22 protein-coding genes and 1 pseudogene are annotated in these 20,927 nt (G+C 33.2%); 12 read left to right on the forward strand and 11 right to left on the reverse strand.

Features of this window, described 5'->3' with window-relative positions:
- A pseudogene (locus CSUIS19072_RS05830) lies at window positions 1-935 on the reverse strand (hypothetical protein); the annotation flags it as partial.
- Window positions 936-985: 50 nt separating this feature from the next.
- On the opposite strand from CSUIS19072_RS05830, the gene CSUIS19072_RS05835 reads away from it, so the two are divergent.
- Entirely contained in the window at window positions 986-1,582 is a 597-nt protein-coding gene (locus CSUIS19072_RS05835; RefSeq protein WP_180379393.1) for a M48 family metallopeptidase, read from the forward strand.
- On the opposite strand, the gene CSUIS19072_RS05840 is transcribed toward CSUIS19072_RS05835, so the two are convergent.
- Window positions 1,572-2,438: a carbon-nitrogen hydrolase gene (locus tag CSUIS19072_RS05840; RefSeq protein ID WP_086236868.1), complete on the reverse strand. Its 867-nt coding sequence runs from the start codon at window positions 2,436-2,438 to the stop codon at window positions 1,572-1,574. The two genes, CSUIS19072_RS05835 and CSUIS19072_RS05840, sit on opposite strands and share 11 nt — an antisense overlap.
- Window positions 2,438-3,409, reverse strand: coding sequence for an agmatine deiminase family protein (locus tag CSUIS19072_RS05845; RefSeq protein WP_086293618.1), 972 nt, complete (start codon window positions 3,407-3,409; stop codon window positions 2,438-2,440). The genes CSUIS19072_RS05840 and CSUIS19072_RS05845 overlap by 1 nt, the downstream gene beginning before the upstream one ends.
- 142 nt (window positions 3,410-3,551) lie before the next feature.
- Here CSUIS19072_RS05845 and CSUIS19072_RS05850 point away from each other — a divergent pair, with 142 nt between their 5' ends.
- From CSUIS19072_RS05850 to CSUIS19072_RS05860, 3 genes are read left to right on the forward strand one after another with little or no spacing between them, the layout of a single operon-like run.
- The gene (locus tag CSUIS19072_RS05850; RefSeq protein ID WP_086236869.1) at window positions 3,552-5,045 is read left to right on the forward strand and encodes an MBOAT family O-acyltransferase; all 1,494 of its coding nucleotides are present in this window, start codon (window positions 3,552-3,554) and stop codon (window positions 5,043-5,045) included.
- Window positions 5,046-5,054: 9 nt separating this feature from the next.
- The gene (locus CSUIS19072_RS05855; RefSeq protein ID WP_086293590.1) at window positions 5,055-6,143 is read left to right on the forward strand and encodes a hypothetical protein; all 1,089 of its coding nucleotides are present in this window, start codon (window positions 5,055-5,057) and stop codon (window positions 6,141-6,143) included.
- Window positions 6,144-6,159: 16 nt separating this feature from the next.
- Window positions 6,160-7,317 carry a hypothetical protein gene (locus tag CSUIS19072_RS05860; RefSeq protein ID WP_086293591.1) on the forward strand — a complete coding sequence of 386 codons (1,158 nt, stop codon included), beginning with the start codon at window positions 6,160-6,162 and terminating at the stop codon, window positions 7,315-7,317.
- A 43-nt stretch (window positions 7,318-7,360) separates the two neighbouring features.
- Here the strand turns inward: CSUIS19072_RS05860 and flgG are convergent, their stop codons facing one another.
- Complete coding sequence (gene flgG / locus CSUIS19072_RS05865; RefSeq protein ID WP_086236872.1) at window positions 7,361-8,149, reverse strand: flagellar basal-body rod protein FlgG; 789 nt, start codon at window positions 8,147-8,149, stop codon at window positions 7,361-7,363.
- 11 nt (window positions 8,150-8,160) lie between these two features.
- Window positions 8,161-8,976 carry a flagellar hook-basal body protein gene (locus tag CSUIS19072_RS05870; protein WP_086293619.1) on the reverse strand — a complete coding sequence of 272 codons (816 nt, stop codon included), beginning with the start codon at window positions 8,974-8,976 and terminating at the stop codon, window positions 8,161-8,163.
- Between the two features lie 170 nt (window positions 8,977-9,146).
- On the opposite strand from CSUIS19072_RS05870, the gene CSUIS19072_RS05875 reads away from it, so the two are divergent.
- From CSUIS19072_RS05875 to CSUIS19072_RS05900, 6 genes are read left to right on the forward strand one after another with little or no spacing between them, the layout of a single operon-like run.
- The gene (locus tag CSUIS19072_RS05875; RefSeq protein WP_180381024.1) at window positions 9,147-9,857 is read left to right on the forward strand and encodes an amino acid ABC transporter permease; all 711 of its coding nucleotides are present in this window, start codon (window positions 9,147-9,149) and stop codon (window positions 9,855-9,857) included.
- Window positions 9,850-10,578, forward strand: a complete 729-nt coding sequence (locus CSUIS19072_RS05880) for an amino acid ABC transporter ATP-binding protein (RefSeq protein WP_086236875.1) — start codon at window positions 9,850-9,852, stop codon at window positions 10,576-10,578. The genes CSUIS19072_RS05875 and CSUIS19072_RS05880 overlap by 8 nt, the downstream gene beginning before the upstream one ends.
- Window positions 10,579-10,589: 11 nt before the next feature.
- On the forward strand, window positions 10,590-11,315 hold the full coding sequence (locus tag CSUIS19072_RS05885) for a basic amino acid ABC transporter substrate-binding protein (protein ID WP_086293593.1): 726 nt from the start codon (window positions 10,590-10,592) through the stop codon (window positions 11,313-11,315).
- 9 nt (window positions 11,316-11,324) lie between these two features.
- Entirely contained in the window at window positions 11,325-12,050 is a 726-nt protein-coding gene (locus CSUIS19072_RS05890) for a transporter substrate-binding domain-containing protein (protein WP_086293594.1), read from the forward strand.
- Window positions 12,047-12,655: a thiamine phosphate synthase gene (gene thiE, locus CSUIS19072_RS05895; RefSeq protein WP_086293595.1), complete on the forward strand. Its 609-nt coding sequence runs from the start codon at window positions 12,047-12,049 to the stop codon at window positions 12,653-12,655. Before CSUIS19072_RS05890 ends, thiE begins: the two co-directional genes overlap by 4 nt.
- Window position 12,656: 1 nt before the next feature.
- Window positions 12,657-13,442: an undecaprenyl-diphosphate phosphatase gene (locus CSUIS19072_RS05900; RefSeq protein WP_086293596.1), complete on the forward strand. Its 786-nt coding sequence runs from the start codon at window positions 12,657-12,659 to the stop codon at window positions 13,440-13,442.
- On the opposite strand, the gene CSUIS19072_RS05905 is transcribed toward CSUIS19072_RS05900, so the two are convergent.
- Both CSUIS19072_RS05905 and guaA read right to left on the reverse strand, forming a co-directional pair.
- On the reverse strand, window positions 13,428-14,069 hold the full coding sequence (locus tag CSUIS19072_RS05905; RefSeq protein ID WP_086293597.1) for a uroporphyrinogen-III synthase: 642 nt from the start codon (window positions 14,067-14,069) through the stop codon (window positions 13,428-13,430). The two genes, CSUIS19072_RS05900 and CSUIS19072_RS05905, sit on opposite strands and share 15 nt — an antisense overlap.
- A gap of 22 nt (window positions 14,070-14,091) precedes the next feature.
- Window positions 14,092-15,624, reverse strand: a complete 1,533-nt coding sequence (gene guaA, locus CSUIS19072_RS05910) for a glutamine-hydrolyzing GMP synthase (RefSeq protein ID WP_086236881.1) — start codon at window positions 15,622-15,624, stop codon at window positions 14,092-14,094.
- Window positions 15,625-15,778: 154 nt separating this feature from the next.
- On the opposite strand from guaA, the gene CSUIS19072_RS05915 reads away from it, so the two are divergent.
- Window positions 15,779-16,222, forward strand: coding sequence for a hypothetical protein (locus CSUIS19072_RS05915; RefSeq protein ID WP_086293598.1), 444 nt, complete (start codon window positions 15,779-15,781; stop codon window positions 16,220-16,222).
- Window positions 16,209-18,002 (forward strand): excinuclease ABC subunit UvrC, encoded by a 1,794-nt coding sequence (uvrC, locus tag CSUIS19072_RS05920; RefSeq protein WP_086236883.1) that lies wholly within the window; start codon window positions 16,209-16,211, stop codon window positions 18,000-18,002. The genes CSUIS19072_RS05915 and uvrC overlap by 14 nt, the downstream gene beginning before the upstream one ends.
- Before the next feature lie 21 nt (window positions 18,003-18,023).
- Here uvrC and ilvA read toward each other — a convergent pair whose 3' ends face one another.
- The 4 genes from ilvA to CSUIS19072_RS05940 form a co-directional block, all read right to left on the reverse strand.
- Window positions 18,024-19,235 carry a threonine ammonia-lyase gene (gene ilvA / locus CSUIS19072_RS05925; RefSeq protein ID WP_086293599.1) on the reverse strand — a complete coding sequence of 404 codons (1,212 nt, stop codon included), beginning with the start codon at window positions 19,233-19,235 and terminating at the stop codon, window positions 18,024-18,026.
- Window positions 19,232-19,618 carry a CoA-binding protein gene (locus CSUIS19072_RS05930; protein ID WP_086236885.1) on the reverse strand — a complete coding sequence of 129 codons (387 nt, stop codon included), beginning with the start codon at window positions 19,616-19,618 and terminating at the stop codon, window positions 19,232-19,234. Before CSUIS19072_RS05930 ends, ilvA begins: the two co-directional genes overlap by 4 nt.
- A gap of 108 nt (window positions 19,619-19,726) precedes the next feature.
- The gene (locus CSUIS19072_RS05935; RefSeq protein WP_086236886.1) at window positions 19,727-20,095 is read right to left on the reverse strand and encodes a YgiW/YdeI family stress tolerance OB fold protein; all 369 of its coding nucleotides are present in this window, start codon (window positions 20,093-20,095) and stop codon (window positions 19,727-19,729) included.
- Between the two features lie 225 nt (window positions 20,096-20,320).
- On the reverse strand, window positions 20,321-20,698 hold the full coding sequence (locus CSUIS19072_RS05940; RefSeq protein ID WP_086236887.1) for a hypothetical protein: 378 nt from the start codon (window positions 20,696-20,698) through the stop codon (window positions 20,321-20,323).
- Window positions 20,699-20,927: the final 229 nt, after the last annotated feature.

The raw sequence follows: 20,927 nt of genomic DNA on the forward strand, positions 1-20,927 counted from the left end.
TTTGCTCGTTGGTTGGCTAAAGGTTCTTTAGCTGTAAAAGTATCGTGGTAGGAAGTCTCGCTACTTCCCAACACTTTTTTATTATTATACGCTGTAATAATCCAGTTATTTTTGCCTTGATTATCCCAACCTTTACTAAGCCCAACTTTAAATTCGCTGTCGCCTTTTTTATAAATAATTGTATCTACGCCGTTTTCATTTATAATTTTGCCATTTTTTATAATCTCATTTAAGCCATTTATTAATTTCTCTTGTGGTGTATCGCCGTAAAAACTAGCAAAGTCATTAAGGTGCTTAGCTTCTATCTTGCTAAGCCCATACCCTTTTATATCGCCATTTGCAGCTTTAGCTTCGCCCCACACTAAATCTATATCCCCTAGCTCTTTTCTCTCAAATGCCCCAGCTACTTGCCCTTGTCTTTCAACTAAAAGCTTTCTAATGGCATTTGCCCCATCGTGGTAAAACTCAGCGTAATTTGTGCCGAATTCTTTTATAGGATTAATGTTATACTTAGTTTCGATATCTTTGCGATACTGAGCTAAATTTTCAGCTTCTTTTTTAGCTTCAGCTTTTACTGGCTCTTGCGTTGGCTCTTTGGTTTTAGATAAATTTACTTGATTTTCAGCCTTAATTTGCGTTGGCTCATTAGCTTGAGATTTAACCACTTGTTCTATATCTTTTAACGCATTTTTAAACTCATTTAAGAGATTTCTTGTAGGCGTTGGCAAGTTACCATCTGGGATATTCTCAATATTTTTAATCGCTAGTTTAAAGTCGCCATTAGCATTTAAAATGGCTCTATTTAAGTGTAGTTTTAAGGCTTCATTATTGCCTAATCTTGGTATTAAAGGCTTGAGCTTTTCTATTATGAAGTTTGCCTTCATAGTTTCAGCTCTTTTTCCGCTTTGGTTTTTAATAGAGCTAAATTCAGCCAAAAATATCTAAAATTTAGATAAAATGTCCCATTTGATAAAGGGGAGATATCTTGATAGAGTATGGGAAATTTAAGATAGAGTGCATAAAAAAGCGTGTTAAATATTTACGCCTAAAGATTACTTCAACTGGTGATATTAAGCTCATAGCTCCACTTTACGCTACTAAATTTCAAATAGACAACTTTATCAAAACTCACTCTATTTGGATAGAAAAGACCCTATCAAAAATCCCAAAAAACGATCCAAATCTGATAAAATTCCTAGGCAAAAGCTATAAAATCCAAATATCTAATGAGTTTAAATTTAGCGATGATTATATATTTACTCCAGATTTACAAACTCTAAATCATTACGCCAACGAAAAGCTAAAAGAGCTAATAAGCCAATATATCGCTATTTATAGCCCTAAAATAGGCAAAGAGATAAATGCTATTAGGATTAAAAAGATGACTACTAGATGGGGTAGTTGTAATAGTAAAAAGGGATATTTGAATTTTAGTTCAAATCTCATTCAAAGAGATATTAAATTTATAGAGTATGTGGTGCTTCACGAGTTAGCTCACCTAATCTATCCGCACCACCAAAAGGAATTTTATGATTTTATCGCATCTTTAATGGCTGATTTTAAATCTAGACTTAATCTATAAATCTCCTTGTAATATCTCCATAAGACTCAACCCTTCTGTCTCTTAAAAATGGCCACCACCTTCGGATTTGCTCGCATTTTTGCATATCTATATCTACTATTTGGACGATTTCATCTGTTGAATTTGACCTAAATAGCTCTACCCCTTGAGCGTCAAAAACAAAGCTATTTCCCCAAAATTTAATCCCACCGCCACACTCATCGCTTTCAAAACCCACACGATTAACGCTAATTACAGGGATATTATTTGCCACAGCATGACCCCTTTGGACTGCTACCCAAGCCTCTAGTTGGGCTGATTTTGTCTCTTCATCATCAGAGTCAAACCACCCAATCGCAGTTGGATATATTAATAATTTAGCCCCACTTAAAGCCATTAATCTAGCAGCTTCTGGATACCACTGATCCCAGCAAACAAGCACTCCAAGCCTTCCTAAACTAGTATCAATAGGCTTAAAGCCTAAATCCCCAGGCGTAAAATAGAATTTTTCATAGAAATTTGGATCATCTGGAATATGCATTTTTCTATATATACCAGCCTCTTTTCCATCGCTATCAAATACAACTGAAGTGTTATGATATAGCCCCTCGCTTCGCTTTTCAAATAGCGAAGTTACCAGCACTACTTTATTATCCTTAGCTACATTAGCCCAGTAAATTTTATCCTTTTGATAATCATTTGCTAAATCAAATTTATCCACATTTTCATCTTGACAAAAATACGCCCCTTGATGGAGCTCTTGAAGCACTACAAGCTGCGCTCCATCTCTAGCAGCCTTTTGGATCATCTGCGTTGTGTGGTTAATCGTGCTATCTTTATTGCCATAATATCTATGCGAAATTAGCGCTACTTTCATTATTTTATCCTTTTATATCTATTTTGACTTGAGCAGTGTAAGCTACCATTTTGTCTAATAAACACCCTACTATCCACGCCTATTATATCCCTATTTGGAATTGCTTTTTTAAGAGCATTTATAGCGTTTTCATCAGCGTTTTTATCCCCATATGTCGGCACGATTACAGCACCATTTATAAATATAAAATTACAATATGTCGCCCCAAGGCGTCTGCCATTATAGTAGATTGGTTTGGGTAAGTTTAATCCCACAAGCTCAAATCCAGCCGATTCTAGCTCTCTTTTCATTAAATTTAACTCCACATAATGCTCATCGCTCTCATCATCACAAGCTGCGTAAGCTACAATATTTGGGGCTATAAATCTAGCTAGAGTATCTATGTGGCTATCGGTATCATCGCCTTTTATAAAACCATGTTCTAGCCAGATTATTTTCTCTAGCCCAAATAGGGATTTTAATCTATTTTCTAGCTCAAATTTGCTTAAATTATTTCTATTATCATTTAATAAACACTCAGTAGTAGTTAGCATCACTCCATTGCCGTTAAATTCTACACTCCCACCTTCTAATATCAAATCCACATCTTGTAAAACTCCGCCAAAATGCTTAAATAATTTTGCATTTACTGCGTTATCTTTACTACTACTAAATTTGCCACCCCAAGCGTTAAATTTAAAATTATAGCTAATTATCTCATCAGCCCTTTGAACATCGATAGCACCATAATCTCTAATCCAAGTATCATCGGTATCCACTTGTAAAAATTCGCAATTTTTATACTTTTTAAACCTATCAAAATCACTTAAATTCGGCGCTATCAATAGCACTTTTTGATAGCTACTAACCACCCTTACTAGCTCTTCATAGCTATCTAAAATTTCATCTAGATATAATGCCCAATCACTCTTACTATGCGGTATGCTAAGCATCAAAAGCTCTTGAGCTTCCCACTCAGCAAAAGCCCTAATCTTACTATTTAAATTTAACATAACAAACCTTTAATTAAATCGCAAAGAATAGCAAAAAATATTTTAAAATCTAATAAATTATATTTTAATTTAAGCTAAATTACGATAGCATTTAGACCCTATTTTTAATGAAAGATAAACAATGATATTTAGCTCATATGCCTTTATATTTGGCTTTTTGCCTATTATGCTCTTTGGATTTTATCTCTTAAAATATCTAAAATATCATAGACTTTCTAATATATTTTTAGTTCTTGGTAGTCTATTTTTCTATGGATTTTGGAATTTAATCTATATCCCATTGCTACTTGGCTCTATCTTAATTAACTACATAATAGCTAAGAGAATTTTAACGCCGAATTTGAGCTGGTGGGGGGGGGTAAAGCCCACTTTAATTTTTGGCATAATATTTAATCTTGGATTACTTGGATTTTTCAAATATACAGATTTTTTCTTAGAAAATTTCAATCTTTTTAGCCAAATTTTAAATTTAAACTTCAATATTCCTTTACCACATATAGTCTTGCCTTTAGCAATCTCATTTTTTACCTTTCAGCAGATTGCGTTTTTAACAGATTGCTATAAAAAGGTAGATACTAATGATTTACAAGAGGGAAGTAAAAATATTGATTTTATAGATTACTGCTTATTTGTCAGCTTCTTTCCACAGCTAATTGCTGGGCCAATAGTCCATCACAAGGAGATGATGCCACAATTTAAAGCAAATGAAACTATCAAGATTGAGCTTATAGCTAAAGGGGTTTTTATATTCTGTATTGGAATATTTAAAAAGATATTTATCGCAGATAGCTTTGCTAAGTGGGCTAATGCTGGTTTTGGCTATGTTGAAAATGGTGGAATTTTAAATATTGTAGAGTCGTGGGTAACCTCGCTTTCATATACATTTCAGTTATATTTTGATTTTAGTGGGTATTGTGATATGGCTATTGGGCTTGGGCTTATGTTTGGCATTATCTTGCCTATGAATTTTAACTCTCCATATAAATCATTGAGTATAACTGAATTTTGGCGTAGATGGCATATAACTCTTGGTAGATTTTTAAAAGATTATCTATATATTCCACTTGGCGGTAATAAATTTGGCAAGCTTTTAACGCTTAGAAATCTCTTTATAGTAGCATTTTTAAGCGGAATTTGGCATGGTGCTGGCTGGGGATTTGTGATTTGGGGAGCGCTTCATGGCTTAGCTATGGTAATCCATAGGATTTACTCATATTATAGTAGCTCATTTAAATTTATTAATTTTAGAGTGTATAAGGTTTTTTGCTGGTTTATAACATTTAATTTTTTAAATATAACTTGGATATTTTTTAGAAGTCAAAACTTAGATGGGGCTTTAAATTTACTTAAAGGAATGTTTGGAATTGTCTGGATAGAACTACCACAAAAGCTTAGATTTCCTTTTATTTTAGAGCATATTGGTGGTAGAAATGATACTATTATATATCTAATACTCGCATTTATCATAACCTTAATATTCAAAAATAGCATTGAGATGCTAAATTCATTTAAGCCAAATTTAAAAAACGCAATTTTTGCTGGATTTTTGCTATATTTAGCACTTATTACTTTAAGCATAACTCCATATGTAGAGTTTATATATTTCAATTTTTAAGGTTACAAAATGCCAAATGATAAGAATTCAAAAAGATTTATAGCAGTTGCTATTGCTACGCCTATAGCTCTTACTACTATTTTATTTGGTTTTATATACATATATGACCCACTTCAGATATTTCATAAAAGCTTTTTTGGTAAGCCACGATTTTTTGGTGAGATGCGTCTTGGGGCTAGAGGGATTATAGAGCATTATGATTATGATTCATATATCATTGGCACCTCTATGCTACAAAACACCTCAGCAAAAGAGGCAAACCAAAAAATTGGCGGTAATTTTGTTAATATATCTCCAGCAGCAAGCAGTATAGCCGAAAGAGCCATTATATTAAATTTTCTATTTAAACACAAAAAACCTAAAAATATAATCTACTCTTTAGACGCATTTACCGATGAGATGAGAGGGAAGGTAAATTTCAAACTACTCTATGATGATTCAAAACTAAATGATTTAGAAGCCTATCTAAATGATAGATTTTTAATTTGTATTTTAACACTTAGCAAAGATGAAAAATGTGTCGGTAAGCCTGATATTGAAACTGCCTTACAATGGTATAGAGAAGAGAAGCATCAGCAAAGATTAGGCGGATTTGCTAATTGGATAAAGTATAATCCAGATGAATTAAAGAAATTTGATCTTTTTAATCTCAAATCAGTGATATTTGATGATAACTTAATGGATATAACAAAGCAAAAGAAATTTCTCAGCCAATTTACCCTACCTTTTATCAAAGATAATCCGCAAACCAAATTTTACCTAATACTCCCGCCATACTCTAGATTTCATTTTAAAGTTTTTCCATCAGCTTTTATGGAGCGTAAAAAGGTGGTATTGTGGCTACTTGAGCAAATTAGGGATTTAGATAATGTTAAGATTTACGCATTTGATGATTTAGATTATCCTGATGATATTGCCAATTACGCTGGAGATACAATCCATTACGCACAAGATATGAACTCTTTAGAGCTTAGTGCTATTAAAGACAAAAGACATATTCTCACTCTTGATAACGCAAAATCATACTTTGATAAAGTGGAGCAAAAGATTAAATCATATGATGTAGAGCCATTTATTGATATGATAAAAAATTTATAATAAACAAGGTTTTAAAATGCCAAATGATAAGAATGCAAAAAGATTTATACTTATTACCCTACTATATCCACTGCCTTTTGTGATTATGATTTTTGGATTGATATATATTTATGACCCGCTCCAAATATTTCATAAACCATACTTTAGAGAAGCTACATTTTTTACAGATATGAGAAAACAAGCTTTAGGAATTATAAAAAATTATGAATTTGACTCATATATAATAGGAACTTCAATGCTAGAAAATACCGATTCCAAAGAGGCCGCAAATAAACTTAGTAACGATGGTAATTGGATAAATATACCACTTAGCGGTAGTGGTTTTGATGAAAGAGCTATAGTGATGGATTATATATTTAAAAATCAAAATCCAAAACATATTATATACTCTCTTGATGGATATTATATTGTAAATAATCACAATAATAGTAGTTTGGATTGGGATTTTTTATACAATAATAATTTATACGATGATATAAAAATTTATATGAATTGGAAATTTATATCTTGTGCTGTCAGATTTTCAAACCAAGAAAAATGTGTAGGCAAAATAGATGATATATATCAAATTACCAACTGGTATAAAAAAAATAAAGCAATATTTGGTGGATTTGATAACTGGATAAAAAATAAAGATAATGATGCGATCAAGCAGCCGCTAATAGATATAAAAAATGGTAATCTAAAAAATATAAATAATCAAGATGTATGGGGGGGGGTAGATATATTAGCTCAACAAGATTATCTACAAAAATATTTAATTAGATTTTTTAAAGACTATCCAAATACCAAATTTTCAATAATAATCCCAACATATTCAAGACTATTTTATCGTATGCGAAATATAAAAGGAGCATATAGTGATAATTCTAAATATTTTTATATCTGGGAAAAATCTCTACGATACTTTATCACAAAAAGCAGTAATTATAAAAATGTCAAAGTATATGGATTTGATGATTTAGATTATGCTGATGATATTGCTAATTATAAAGACTTGCCACATTATAGCAAAGATTTAAATTCAATCCAACTTGACGCTATCAAAAATCAAACCAATATCCTAACCCCACAAAACATAGATAAGTATTTAAAAACAGTGGAGCAAAAGATTAAATCATATGATATAGAGCCATTTATCAAGGCTTTAGAAAATGTAGAGATAGAGCAGTAATAGCCCATAAATAGGGCTATATATTAAAATTTAATCAGCTAAATTATCGTTTTAGCTGATTAACTGTTTGGAGCATTTCATCACTTGCGGTGATAGCTTTTGAGTTGGCCTCATACGCACGCTGACCGGTGATGAGATCGGTCATCTCTTCAACGAGCTGGACATTACTCATCTCTACAAAGCTTTGTTTGATCTGACCAAATCCATCAGTTCCACCATTTCCAATATTTGGAGCTCCGCTTGCTGCTGTTTCTAAAAATAGATTATCCCCCATGGAGTGAAGTCCAGCTGGATTGACAAAGCCAGCTAACTCTATTTGACCAATTTGTGTCATCTCTTGATTGCCTGGCTGAAGCACAGACACAGTCCCATCTGTGCCTATTGAAATTTCAGTCGCATCAGCTGGAATAGTCATCTCTGGAAGCAATCTATAGCCATCGCTATTTACTATATTTCCATCGCCATCAAGCTTAAATGCCCCATTTCTTGTGTATGCCGTAGTCCCATCTGGGAGTTGTACTTGGAAAAAGCCATTTCCAGCAATTGTCATATCTAGATTATTGCCAGTTTCTTTAAAATATCCTTGATTAAACATCTTTGTAATAGCAGTAGGACGCACACCAAGACCCACTTCCATACCTGTAGGGCTCATGGTTGTAGCACTAGTTGGGGTGCCTGCGTATTGCATTGTTTGATACATTAAATCAGCAAATTCAGCTCTACTTTTCTTAAAACCTATTGTATTAACATTTGAGATATTGTGCGAAGTCGTATCTATCTGTGTTTGCTGAGCCATCATACCTGTAGCTGCTGTATATAGTGATCTTATCATTACTCTATCCTTTAGTTAGCTCTCATTGAGGCTAGTTTATTTATCGCTTCTTGGTTTAAATCACTCATATGAGTTGTCATAACTTTTTGATACATATCTACCATTCTTTGGGTCTCTATTAGACTTACCATCTCTTTTACTGGATTTACATTTGAGATTTGTGCGTAACCTTGAGCTATAGAGCCACTTGTAGCATTATCTACCACATCTTCTAAGCTATCTATTTTATATAGATTATCCCCTTCTTTTTGTAAATTTCTAAGCTCTCTAGGCTGGGCTACATATAATCTTCCTACTGGATCTTGATTTGAGTAGATATTACCATTACTATCAATTGTCATTGGAGCATTTTGCGGAATAATTATCCCCCTTGTGAGCGGTGGCTGGGCTTCATAATTTGTCGGCAAAACCCTATACCCCTCTTTAGTAACCAAATACCCTTCATTATCTAAATTCAAAGAGCCATTTTTAGTAAGTCTTACACCAGCTGGAGTATCTACTAATAAAAATAGATCATTTTTACCAATTGCTATATCAAGAGGATTATTAGTATGCTTTAACCCACCTACGCTAAAATCTGTATAAACTTCATTAATATGAGGCACTCTATTTAAAGTGCGATTTAAGAATTTAGCAGAATCTTTAGTGTGATTTTCTAGTGGTAATATATCCTTAGTCTCTTTAAAAATTCTTTCAAAATCAGCTATTACCACATCATCTTTTTTATACCCACTGGTATTGACATTAGCAAGATTATTAGTAATAATATCCAAGCGGTTAAACTGCGTTACCATCGCACCAGTTGCTTGGTAATATCCATTTTGCATAGTAGCTCCTAATAAAATGATTTTAGGCAAATAAGCAAGTTGCGTTCCATAATAAAATTTTAGTATAAAAAACATATTATTTTCATAAACATTAAGCTATAAAAAATTAATTTTAATGTATAATCACAACTTCATTTAAACCAAAATTAAGGCTTATAAATTTGACCAAGATATTTAATGAGAAATTTTTTAAATTCATCTTTATAGTTACCATAATCATAATTGGCTTATGGCTTACTTTTCCAACTGAGCTAACCCAAGCACAAAAACTAGCCTACAAAAATGCCTATTTTACCACAATTATGCTGACTTTTGGCGGGATTAGCATAGGTATAATTCTAGGCTTTATTTTAGCATTTTTAAAATTTTTAGATATTAAAATTTTATCATTTATCATCGATGAATACATAGATATTATCCGTGGCACACCTGTGTTATTACAACTTATGATATTTGCTTTTGTTATTCTTGCTACACTTAGTGATAATTTTTACGCAGCAGTTATAGCACTTGGATTAAATAGCTCTGCTTATGTCGCAGAGATAGTTCGTAGCGGTATTAATAGCGTAGATCGCGGTCAAATGGAAGCAGCCCGTGCAATGGGGCTTAGCTATAGTGTATCAATGAGATTAATCATATTTCCACAAGCTATTAAAAATATCCTTCCAGCCCTTGCTAATGAATTTATAAGCCTATTTAAAGAGACTTCTGTAGTGGGGCTTATAGGTATTTTTGATCTAACAATGCAAAGCAAAAGCTTACAAGCTACACTATTTACTCCAGAGCCAATTTTGTTTGCTGGAGTGATATATTATACTAATGTTAAGATATTTTCTGCTATAGCAAAATTATTAGAAAATAGGTTAAATAAAGATGATTAAGGTAGTAAATTTAACAAAAAATTATGGCGATTTATCTGTATTAAATGGCATAAATACCCAAATTCACAAAGGCGAAGTAGTAGCTATAATAGGTCCAAGCGGCGGGGGAAAAAGCACATTCTTACGCTGTTTAAATAGATTAGAAGAGCCAAGTAGTGGAGAGATATTTATAAATGGTAAAAATATCTTAGATAAAAAAGTAGATATAAATAAGGTAAGACAAAAAGTTAGTATGGTCTTTCAGCATTTTAATCTCTTTGCTAATAAAACCGTAATGCAAAATTTAACCCTAGCACCAATCCAAACAAAGCTATGCAGTGAGTCTGAAGCTAAAGATATAGCCTTAACTTTACTAAAAAAAGTTGGATTAGAGTCCAAAGCAGATGTCTATCCGCACAAGCTAAGTGGCGGTCAAAAGCAAAGAATAGCCATAGCTAGAAGTCTAGCCTTAAAGCCTGAAATAATACTATTTGATGAGCCTACAAGTGCCTTAGATCCAGAGATGATAGGCGAAGTTTTATCCATTATGAAAGAGGTAGCAAGTGAGGGTTTGACTATGGTTGTAGTAACTCACGAGATGGGATTTGCAAGAAATGTAGCAAATAGAATATTTTTTATGGATAAGGGGGTTATAGCAGTAGATGGCTCCCCTAAATCCATATTTGCAGACACTTCGCACCCAAGACTAAATGAATTTTTAAATAAGGTTTTAAACCATTAAAAGGAGCTTAAATGAAACTATTTTTCAAACTATTTTTCGGTGTTGCTTTATTAGCCACTTTGGCTCTTAGCCAAACGATAAAAGTCGGCACAAACGCCACATATCCGCCATTTGAATTTATAAATGAGCAAAATCAAATAACTGGGTTTGATATTGATTTAATAAGTGAAATATCTAAGATTGCTGGGTTTAAATTTGAGATTGTAAATATCTCTTTTGATGCTTTAATTCCAGCTTTAAAAGCCGATAAAATCGACATTATAGCTTCAGCTATGAGTGCTACTCCTATAAGAGCTAAGGCTGTTGATTTTAGCAAACCATACTATAATACTATGAATTTATTTATAAAAAGAGCTGATAATAAAGATTTAACCAAGCTTGAGCAATTAGAAGGCAAAAAAATATCTGTCCAATTAGGCACAGTCCAAGAGTTAGCCGCTAGAGAGATTAAATCAGCTAAAGTTATGGCTATTGATGAAATTTTTGGTGCGGTTATGGCTGTGAAAAACTCAAAAGCCGATGCCTTAATAGTAGATAGCTCTATAGGCTATGGGTATTTAAAGCAAAATCCAGATTTAGCTGAATTTTTAATCCTTCCAGATGGTAGCGATGGATTTAGCTTTGCTTTTGATAAAAATAAAAATAAAGAGCTTCAAGCTAAGGTAGATAGCGCCATAGATGAGCTAAAGAGAAATGGCACCTATGATAAACTTTTAATCAAATATGATCTAAAATAAGGGAGTTAAATGAGAAATTTATTTAAGATATTTGTGGCTATATTTTGTCTATCTGTAGCCTTAAATGCTAAGGAGATTATCATCGGTTCTGATGCTGAGTATCCGCCATTTGATTATATAGATGAAAATGGCAAAATCGCTGGATTTGATATTGATTTAATCGATGAAATATCTAAAGTTGCTGGATTTGAGTATAAATTTATAAAAATTGGCTTTGATGCCTTAATTCCAGCCCTAAAAGCCGGTAAAATCGATATGATTGCTGCTTCTATGAGTGCTACTAATGAGCGTAAAAAATCTGTTGATTTTAGTGATCCATATTTTTTTACTAAAAATTTATATTTAAAACTTGCAAATAATGATAAAATCGTATCAAAAGAGCAGCTAAACAACCTTAAAATTGGCGTGATGCTTGGCACAGTTCAAGAGAGCGTAGCACATTCAATAAAAGGAGCTAGAGTTATTCCAACTGAAGGTATTGCTGGTTCTATTATGAATTTAAAAGCCAAAAAAGTAGATGTAGTAATCGTAGATAGCTCTGTTGGGTTTGGGTATCTAAATAAAAATAGAGATATTGTAAATTTCTTAGAAGAGTCAGATGGTAGTGATGGATTTAGCTTTGCTTTTAATAAGGGTAAAAATAGCGAATTTTTAAATAAATTTAATGCAGCCTTAAAAGAGATCAAAGATAATGGCACTTATGATAAACTACTTGTTAAATATGATCTTAAATGAATCAAATTTACGCATTAACTGATCAAAATTTCACTCCAAATCATACTTTAAAAGCTCAAATTAATGAGCTTTTAAATAGTGGAGTTAAGATAATTCAATATAGAAATAAAAGCCAAAATCACGATATATCACTTCTAAAAGAGATAGCAAAAATTTGTAAAAGTTATAATAGTAAATTTATAATAAATGATGATGTAAATCTAGCCAAAATAGTTCAAGCTAGTGGCGTTCATATCGGCAAAGATGATGAGAGTCTAAAAAGAGCTAGGGATATTTTAGGGTATGAAGCATTTATAGGAGTTAGCTGTTATAGCGATTTAAACCTAGCTAAAAATGCTATTAAAAATGGCGCTGATTATATCGCATTTGGCTCGCTATTTCCTAGTAGCTCTAAGCCAAACGCACCGCTATGTCCGCTTAATATAATCAAAGAAGCTAGATTAAAATTTAAAGAAAAAATCGCCGTAATAGGTGGAATTAATAGCTCAAATTTAAATTTAATAAAAGATATTGGCGTTGATTACATAGCTATCATATCCGCACTATATACAGGTGGATCTATAAAGGATAATATAGATAAATTAAATAGAGCATTAAAGGGATAAAATGGATATAATCTCAGCGATAATCTTAGGCATTGTAGAGGGGCTTACTGAGTTTTTACCAGTTAGTTCAACTGGGCATATGATCCTTACTTCACACTTTTTAGGTCTTAAGCAAAATGAAATTTTAAAATGCTTTGAGGTTGTCATTCAGCTTGGTAGTATTTTGGCTGTTGTGTGGGCTTTTAAAGAGCGTCTTACAAGTGATATTTTACTATGGATCAAGCTAATTATAGGATTTATCCCAACTGCGATTATAGGTTTTTTGGCCTATAAACACATTAAAGAGCTATTTGACCCAAATACAGTAGCATATATGCTTATCATTGGCGGTATTGTTTTTATCATTGTTGAGCTATTTCAAAAATGCCCTAGCTATACTCCAAGCACCACGCATATTCACAATATTAGCCACAAACAAGCCTTTATAATCGGTCTTAGTCAGTGCTTAGCTATGATTCCTGGCACCTCTAGAAGTGGCTCTACTATTATTACTGGGTTGCTTTGCGGGCTTAGCCGTGAAGTGGCAGCTAGATTTAGCTTCTTACTTGCAATTCCTACAATGATAGCAGCTACAATATATGATAGCTATAAAAATAGAGAGATTTTCGCTACTAATTTAGATCAAATTTGGATATTTTTACTTGGTGGGGCTGTAGCGTTTATAGTTGCTCTTGTGGTTATTAAGCTATTTTTGCGTTTTGTGGCACACTTTAGCTATATTAGCTTTGGGATTTACCGCATAATTTTAGGATTAGCGTTTTTGTTATTTGGCTCATATCTTGTTTAAAGATTTAGCTAATTCTACGCAATCTTTTATGCTTTGCGATTTAGAGATTATAGGGTCGCAATAACCCTTTAGCTCCTTAGCTGTAGCTTTGCCTATAGCTACTGCTTTGTAGCTATGATCCCAGCCAAAATTTTGGATAAACGCACGCACATTCATAGGACTTGTAAAAATTAAAATTGAGTTTAATTGTGGTTTTTCATAGCTATTATTTTTTAAAATTATATTTTCATAGCCATCAATTACGCTTATATCAATGCCGTTTTGACGAAAGTATATATCTAAATTTGAAATTGTCTCTTTAGCTTTGATAAATATTACTCTCTTGCTAACTAATTTTTCTAAAATTTCAGCACCAAACTCACTTCCATGCGAATTCTTAGCCTCATAAATTTGCCTAAATCCAAACTCCTTACAAGCTAAAGCCGTAGCCTTGCCAATAGCAAAAACCAAAATATCAGCTAAGGTTATAGAGTTAAATTTAAGCGAATTAATAGCGTTTTTGCTAGTAACTATAAGAGCGTCAAATTCACTTAAATCAAGATTAAATTTATTAAACTCAATCCTACAAAGCGAAATTTGCTCCACGCTCTCATCATCAAAAGGCGTATTGGAGAGTAGATATATCATATCTTAATCTAGAAAATCCACCCTACTCCCACTCAATTGTCGCTGGTGGCTTAGAGCTGATATCATAAACTACACGGTTAATTCCGCTTACTTCGTTTATTATACGGCGGCTACAATTTTCTAATAAATCATATGGGAGCCTTGAAAAGCTAGCCGTCATACCATCGCTCGCATCAACTACACGGATACAAACAGCATTCTCATATGTCCTATTATCCCCCATTACGCCTACTGAATTTACATTTAAAAGCACGCAAAATGCTTGCCAAGTCTTATCATACCAGCCACTACTTTTTAGCTCTTCTCGTAAAATTACATCAGCTTTTCTAAGTAGCTCAAGGCTAGGCTCATTTACCTCGCCCATTATGCGTATAGCAAGTCCTGGCCCAGGGAATGGATGGCGAAATACCACATCACGGCTAAGCCCAAGCTCAAGCCCAAGCGCTCTAACCTCATCTTTAAAAATCTCTCTTAATGGCTCAATAAGCTCAAATTTCATCCATTCAGGAAGTCCGCCTACATTGTGATGGCTCTTAATGGTTTTAGACGCGCCAGCTACGCTACTCTCGATTATATCAGTATATAGAGTTCCTTGAGCTAGATACTTTACATTAGCGTGTTTTTTAGCTTCAGAGTCAAAAACCTCTATAAATGTCTCGCCGATAATTTTGCGTTTTTTCTCTGGATCCCTTACCCCTTTTAAACGGCTCAAAAATAGCTCACTAGCATCAATGCTAATTAAATTTACACCAAGTTTAAGCTTAAACATCTCTTCAACTTGCTTAGCCTCATTAGTTCGTAGTAAGCCATTATCTACAAATACCACTATCAAATTCTCAGGCACTGCAGCTGCTAAAAGTGCAGCAACAACAGAGCTATCCACTCCGCCACTTACAGCACACAATACCTTATCATCGCCTACTTTTTCTCTAATGGCAGCAATTTGAGTTTTAGCAAAACTTCCCATATTCCAAGTGCTATCGCACCCGCAAATCTTAGCAAAGTTTTTAAGCATTACACTACCAAATTCGCTATGAGCCACCTCTGGATGAAACTGCATAGCATAAATTTTACGCTCAAAATCACCAAATACGCAAAATTCGCTATTTTGGCTCTTTGCTATCACTTCAAAGCCCTTTGGAAGTTCATTTACCTTATCAGAGTGGCTCATCCATACAACGCTATTATTTACCACACCACTCATAAACTCGCACTCTTTTATAATCTCTATATTTGCCTTACCATACTCTTTGTGATTGGCTGGAGCGACATTGGCGCCATTTTTATGAGCGATTAACTGCATACCATAGCATATCCCAAGGATAGGAAGTCCAAGAGAAAATACCCCATCATCACAAAAATAAGCATTCTCATCATACACACTTGCTGGACCACCACTTAGAATTATCCCTTTTGGGTTTTTTGCTCTTATGGTCTCAATACTAGCATTAAAGGGCATAAGCTCGGTATAAACGCCTTGCTCTCTAAGTCTTCTAGCAATTAATTGGGTATATTGTGAGCCAAAATCTAGCACCAAAATATCAGCATTTTTCATAATTTATCCTAAAATTAAATTTACGCAAGTCTATCTAAATTTGGCTTATTAATTAATTAGCCTTAATCTCTTGTTTAAAATCTGTATAGAATGGATCTGCCTTATATCCACATCCTGCTAAAAAAATTAAGCAAAAAACGGCTATAATTGCCATATGCAAAGTTTTGAGATTATTAACCATATTATAAACGATCCTAAATATAAAAAATTAAAAGCCGCAAAAGAGACAAGAGATATATTAAAATTGCTCGGCGTTGCCAAAAATAGGCTTATTAAATTTACATACCAAAAAGATGGAAATTTATTTATCGCTGTCGTGCATCCACTTGCCAAATTTGAGCTAAATCACGATAGTATCAAATTTCAGATAAAAAACCTATTAAACACATATATTCATAATGCTCCTAGCACCGCCCTAACCCCTGTAAATAGCGTAGTAGTTTTCATCACAAAACCTAAAAATTTCCAAGAAATACCCAAAGAGCAAAAGCCAATTTTCATAGAGCGAAGTGATGGAAAATTTCAAAATAACGCCAAAGATAGAGATATTTACGAACTTTTTGAAAGATTAAGAGAGTCTATAAATGCTAATAGATGAGCTAAAATCGCTACCAAATAGCCCAGGAATTTATCAATATTTTGATAAAAATGCAAAGCTTTTATATGTTGGCAAAGCTAAGAATTTAAAAAACCGAGTAAAAAGCTATTTTAACGCTGATGCTACGCCAAATTCAAATCTTAGCCCACGCATAGCAAAGATGATAAGCCAAGCTGTGCATATAGAGTGGATCACTACTCAAAGCGAACAAGATGCGTTGATACTAGAAAATTCATTTATCAAGCAACTTCACCCAAAATATAATATCTTATTAAGAGATGATAAAACCTACCCATATATATGCTTAGATTTAAATAGCGATTTTCCTAGATTTGAGATAACTAGAAAGGTGTTAAAAGGCTCTAATATCAAATATTTTGGTCCATTTTTCAAAGGTGCTAATGAGATTTTAGAAGCTTTGTATTTAGAGTTTAAACTAGTCCAAAAAAGATCATGCCTAAAAGAGAAAAAGGGGTGCTTATTTCATCAAATTAACCGCTGCTACGCTCCTTGTCTTGGGCTAATTGATAAAAATGATTACGCTAAAATCGTAAATGAAGCTATAAAAAAGATTAAAAATCCAGAGCTTTTAATACCAAATTTAGAAAAAACAATGCTAAATTTAGCCCAAAATGAGAACTATGAAGAGGCTGCTAAGATAAGAGATCAGATCAAAACCATTAACGATACAAGCGTAAAAATCCAAATCGATCTAGCTAAATTAGAGGATTTTGAGGTCATTAGCGTCAATGCAAATTCTGGCTTTGTTTGCGGTGTTAGATTTAGCATTAGAGATGGTAGAGTTTGCTTTTGTACTCACAGTATTAAACCAGCTCAAGATATGATAGAATCGGATTTAGAAGCGTTATACTCAACTATGATTTTAGACGCTTTTACAATAGATCAGCCTGTAGGTGCGACTAAAATTTACACATACGCAAAGCTTGAAGATGAGAATATTTTAACTGATATATTAAATTTACGCCATAATAGAAAATTTCAAATCACTCAGCCAAAAATCGCAGAGAAAAAAGAGCTAGTAGATATCGCCTACCAAAATGCTCTTGAGTTTATAAAAAAACATATCAAAACAAATGATTACACTCTAGCAAGGGAAATTCAAGATCTATTTGAGCTAAATAATCTACCATTAAAAATTGAGATTTTTGATAACTCTCATCTATTTGGCTCAGCTCCAGTTGGCGCTATGGTCGTGTGGGAAAATGGGGAATTTAATAAAGCAAAATATCGCCATATGCACCTTCAAGATATAAATGATTATGACCAAATGTCAAAGCTATTAACCCATAGAGCCAAAAGCTTTGATAAAGCCCCAGCTCCTGATTTATGGATTATAGATGGTGGCGATGCCTTGCTAAATTTAGCCAATCAAATAATCAAAAGTAGTGGAGCAAATGTCGATATAATCGCAATATCTAAAGAAAAAATTGACGCTAAAGCAAATAGAGCAAAAGGCAGGGCAAGTGATAAAATTTACACAAATATAGGCAAATTTAGCCTTAATCCAAATGATACAAAACTGCAATTTATCCAGCGTTTGCGAGATGAGGCGCATAGATTTGCCATTAGTTTTCACCAAAAAAGTAGGCAAAAAATTGATATACAAAGTAGTCAATTAGCCACTCTTGGTATATCAAAAGGATCAATAATCAAGCTTATTAACTACTTTGGTAGCTTTGAAAATATCCAAAATGCTAGCTTTGATGAGATAAAAAAAGTAACCAATAAAAGCGTAGCCCAAAAGATAACAAAAAGCTAAATTTAGCCATTAAATCAAGAGCTAAAACTCTTGAGTATATTCGTATCCAGCGTCTTTTAAGGCTTTTTGAACTCTATCTTGGTGCTCCTTGCCTTTAGTCTCTAAAGTGATGGTTATCTTAGCATCGCCATAGCTTAATTTGGTTGAAAATCTATCATAATCAATCTTAACGATATTTGCCCCAGCAATCCTTAAGACATCTCCAAGTGCCATTAAAGCACCTGGCTTATCGATCAAAGTAACATTAATTATCATCTTTCTATAGCTCTTTAAAAGACCTTTTTCTATAATCACACTTAGAGTTTGTACATCTATATTGCCACCGCTTAAGATAGCACCGATCTTAGAGCCCTTTTTAAACTCAAATTTACTCTCCAAAATGGCTGCTACCGATACCGCACCAGCTCCTTCAACCATAATTTTTTGCTGCTCTAAAAGATATAAAATCGCATTTGCGATCTCCTCATCATCTACTTGTACCATCTCATCTACGCTTTCTAAAATATGAGCTAGAGTAATCTTACTAGCATCTCTAACAGCAATTCCATCAGCAATGGTGCGGACACTTTTAGAATTGTGTTGGCACCTATCTTTAAAGCTCTCAAACATAGCTGGAGCCCCCTTAGCACTAACGCCAATAATATTAATATTTGGATTAATCTGCTTAGCACAACTTGCCACACCGCTAATAAGCCCACCACCGCCAACTGGCACAACTATATAATCAAGATCGCTAACCTCATCTAGCATCTCTAGAGCGATTGTCCCTTGACCTGCTTGGACTAACTCATCATCAAAAGGGTGGATAAAGCTCATATTATTCTCTTTAGCATACTCCAAAGCATAGGCATAAGCCTCATCAAAATTATCTCCCTTTAAAATCACTTCAGCACCAAGGGCTTTAGTCCCAGCGACCTTTGATAGCGGTGCTGCTTCTGGCATAATGATTATAGCCCTTACGCCAAAGTGCTTTGCGCTGATTGCTACCCCTTGAGCGTGATTACCAGCACTTGCTGCTACGACTCCACACTTTTTGGCATCTTCATCTAAATTTGCAATTTTATTAAAAGCACCCCTGACCTTATAAGCCCCAGTTATTTGTAAATTCTCTTTTTTAAGATAAATTTGTGCATCTGCTATCTTGCTTAATTTAGGAGCAAATCCAAAAGGAGTTTTAGCCACAAACCCATCGATATTACGCTTAGCTTGGATAATTTTATTTAAACTTATCATTTCTTAATCCTTTTATGCTCTATCATTATACAAGCATCTTGAACGAAATTTAACCCCGCATTTTGCGCAATCTGCTTAGCCTCATCATTTATAATCCCTAATTGTAGCCATAGATTTTTCACGCCTAATTTCACTGCTTCTTTGGCTAATTCAGTGGCAAACTCAGCCTTTCTAAACATAACTATAGTATCTATATTTTGATTAATCTGGCTTAGGCTTTGATAGGTTTGGCGTCCATTTATCTCTACGCTTTTTGGATATATGGCAAATACATTAAAACCTTGCTCTATTAAGTAGTTACCAACATGATTACTAGCCTTACTTGGATCTGGACTAAAGCCTACAACGGCTATATTTTTCATTGAATTTAAAATATTTTGCATTATTTTTCTTTTTTGTGATTTTTAGGTTTAGATTTTAACGAAATTTTGCTAAGTTTAAATTTAAATTACCCAAAAGCTTTGGTAATAAGCTTTTGGTAGTGTGATTATTTATTTAATAATTCTTTTTACATCAATTTCATTGGCAAAAACGCCATTGCCATCGACTTCACCATATATTGTGACAACTTCATCAGGACCTACGCTAAGCCCATACCAATCCTCATCATCAATCTCTATGATAATGGTATCTTTGCCATCGCTAAATTTATACTTTTCATGTCCGACTTGAGCTATGATTTTGCCTTTTATCTCAACCAAAGTATCATCCCAAGCACGAAGAGCTTCTTTGACTGTTGTAACTCCGCTTTTTGGACCTAAAAATCCACCTTGATTAATCGGTGCTTGACCGCCTGTAAAGCCTGCTGCGTTAGCACTAATTGCTAAAGCTAAAATCGCTATCAAACTAATTTTTTTCATTTTACTTCCTTTAATAATTAATATGGCGTAATTTTATACCATATTTGTTAAGCAAGTGTGAAATTTAAAAGTATATTTTAATGAATATATAAAAATTTTGTCTAAAGTTATAGCTTTTTATCTTTACAAAAGCAAAGATAGCCAAAAACTAATCAAACTAAATTCCCCCATAATAACTTATATTTTATTGCTTTTTTATAAAATACCTTAATTTTAACAAAATTTTCACCGAAACAAACTAGAGATAAAAAGCGTAGAAATTATAAAAATCGGGTATATTATCACATTAAAACGAAAAATTAATTTAAATAAAAACTCTCTAATTTTTTTAAATTTTTTTAACTCTTCATCAGTGTAATTAGAATAATCACCATTAGCAAAGCTAAATCTCAAAGCCAATTTTGGTATCTTATACAAAAAAGGAAATTTATCACCAATTCCTAAAAAATTATCCTTAAATGGCTTAGCGTATGGGTCTGGAAATAACCTATTAACAATAGCAAATGGTAAGAAAAATAGACAAATCAAGCCAAATATAGTAAGTATAAGCAATAAAGATATAAAAGCTCCAATTGTAAATAAACCAATAATACCAGCAAACATATTAATCTCCTTAAAATATATTATTTTAATGAAAAATTATAAAAATATTCGCCCAAGCAAAAGCACTTAAACCAAGAATAAAAGTAAGAATTGGATAAGAAAAACAAAAAATAAAAATCCTAAAAGCTAAATCAGATTTAAAACTATAATCAGCTCTTTTTTTAAAATAAAAAAATATCATCAAAATAGATGAAAACAAAATAATCAATAGTAGCAATAGCGCAAAAAT

The sequence above is a fragment of the Campylobacter sp. RM19072 genome (genome assembly GCF_024723485.1).
GTDB classification, from domain to species: domain Bacteria; phylum Campylobacterota; class Campylobacteria; order Campylobacterales; family Campylobacteraceae; genus Campylobacter; species Campylobacter porcelli.